The organism is Helicobacter pylori, assembly GCF_014496965.1.
Classification (GTDB): Bacteria; Campylobacterota; Campylobacteria; order Campylobacterales; family Helicobacteraceae; genus Helicobacter; species Helicobacter pylori_CZ.
Map to the genome: position 1 here is coordinate 1 of NZ_JACTCR010000027.1, position 2,662 is coordinate 2,662.

The following is a 2,662-nucleotide window of genomic DNA, read 5'->3' on the forward strand; positions in this document are numbered from 1 at the left end:
TTTAAGCAAACCTTAAGCTTTATATGACTATACTTTCATTTCCTTGTTTCAGCAAGGGCTTTTAAAAAGCCGCTTGATACCTTACAAGGATAGCTGATAAAGCAAACGATCTTTGAAAACTAAGCAAATTGAGAGAAGTTCTTTTTAAAGGGATATTCTAAAATAAAATAAGTTAAGTAATGACTGACTAAATAGAGTGAGGGTTTTTATAACTTCCATTCTTTGATAAGGAATGCTTATCCAACCTGCCAATTGATTTCATTGATTATGATGATTATATGATTATGATTGATGATTGAATGGCATGAGAGTATTTTATTCAGGTTAGCGTTTAGCCAAACCTTTTTAAAAAGTTTCTTTCTGTTTTGTTGTTGTAATACTTAAGAACACAACCCGTTTTATTCAATAAAGTATAAAACGAGTTCTTGTGATACGCTAAAGCTGTTGTTAGGAATAACAACAGCCTATCAAAAAACAAAAAGAGCTTTAGGACAAACACTTTTATGGAGAGTTTGATCCTGGCTCAGAGTGAACGCTGGCGGCGTGCCTAATACATGCAAGTCGAACGATGAAGCTTCTAGCTTGCTAGAAGTGGATTAGTGGCGCACGGGTGAGTAACGCATAGGTCATGTGCCTCTTAGTTTGGGATAGCCATTGGAAACGATGATTAATACCAGATACTCCCTACGGGGGAAAGATTTATCGCTAAGAGATCAGCCTATGTCCTATCAGCTTGTTGGTAAGGTAATGGCTTACCAAGGCTATGACGGGTATCCGGCCTGAGAGGGTGAACGGACACACTGGAACTGAGACACGGTCCAGACTCCTACGGGAGGCAGCAGTAGGGAATATTGCTCAATGGGGGAAACCCTGAAGCAGCAACGCCGCGTGGAGGATGAAGGTTTTAGGATTGTAAACTCCTTTTGTTAGAGAAGATAATGACGGTATCTAACGAATAAGCACCGGCTAACTCCGTGCCAGCAGCCGCGGTAATACGGAGGGTGCAAGCGTTACTCGGAATCACTGGGCGTAAAGAGCGCGTAGGCGGGATAGTCAGTCAGGTGTGAAATCCTATGGCTTAACCATAGAACTGCATTTGAAACTACTATTCTAGAGTGTGGGAGAGGTAGGTGGAATTCTTGGTGTAGGGGTAAAATCCGTAGAGATCAAGAGGAATACTCATTGCGAAGGCGACCTGCTGGAACATTACTGACGCTGATTGCGCGAAAGCGTGGGGAGCAAACAGGATTAGATACCCTGGTAGTCCACGCCCTAAACGATGGATGCTAGTTGTTGGAGGGCTTAGTCTCTCCAGTAATGCAGCTAACGCATTAAGCATCCCGCCTGGGGAGTACGGTCGCAAGATTAAAACTCAAAGGAATAGACGGGGATCCGCACAAGCGGTGGAGCATGTGGTTTAATTCGAAGATACACGAAGAACCTTACCTAGGCTTGACATTGAGAGAATCCGCTAGAAATAGTGGAGTGTCTGGCTTGCTAGACCTTGAAAACAGGTGCTGCACGGCTGTCGTCAGCTCGTGTCGTGAGATGTTGGGTTAAGTCCCGCAACGAGCGCAACCCCCTTTCTTAGTTGCTAACAGGTCATGCTGAGAACTCTAAGGATACTGCCTCCGTAAGGAGGAGGAAGGTGGGGACGACGTCAAGTCATCATGGCCCTTACGCCTAGGGCTACACACGTGCTACAATGGGGTGTACAAAGAGAAGCAATACTGCGAAGTGGAGCCAATCTTCAAAACGCCTCTCAGTTCGGATTGTAGGCTGCAACTCGCCTGCATGAAGCTGGAATCGCTAGTAATCGCAAATCAGCCATGTTGCGGTGAATACGTTCCCGGGTCTTGTACTCACCGCCCGTCACACCATGGGAGTTGTGTTTGCCTTAAGTCAGGATGCTAAATTGGCTACTGCCCACGGCACACACAGCGACTGGGGTGAAGTCGTAACAAGGTAACCGTAGGTGAACCTGCGGTTGGATCACCTCCTTTCTAGAGAAAAGCTTTTAACATTCGCTTGTTAAAAGCCAAAGAGTATTACCTGACAAAAGGACTTCTTGTTGCTTAGTTTTGAAAGATTGAAGTTATTCTTTCTTTTTTAAATCTTGATTTTTTCTTATTTTTTGGTTTTGGTTGTTGATATTTACTTCTTGATTTTTTCGTTCTTGTTTGTTTTTAATATTTCTTGCTTGTATTGGATTTCTTAAATCTTACTTCTTGTTTTTTCTTATTTTTTACTTATTGCGTTTTAATTCTTATGTTTAACTTTTTGTTTTTTACGCTTTAATATTAAAGTTTTAGTTTTGGTGTTTTGCTTCTTGTTTCTTTGTGTTCTTAAGGTTTTTTACTGCTTATAATTTTTGTTTGTTGTTTCACCTTGTCTTTTGCTTGCTTGATTTTGGTTTCTTACTGCTTATGGTTTTTGCTTCTTGCTTTTTTAGTTTGATTTTGATTTGATTGTGTTTCGTGTTTTATTTTTCTTAAATCTCATTTCTTTTGTTTGAGTGTTGGTTTTAGTGTTGGACTTTCTTAATTCTTATGTTTGGACTTTTTGCTTCTTGTTTTTTTGTGTTCTTAAGGTTTTTACTGCTTATGGTTTGTGGTTGTTGTGTTGGAGTTTTACTTGTTACTTCTTGGGTTTTAATTTCTTA

At 41.0% G+C, this 2,662-nt stretch carries 1 rRNA gene; it reads left to right on the top strand.

What is annotated here, in order from left to right:
- Window positions 1-500 precede the first annotated feature (500 nt).
- Window positions 501-2,003 (top strand): 16S ribosomal RNA (locus H7O61_RS07690).
- The last annotated feature ends 659 nt before the right edge of the window (window positions 2,004-2,662 follow it).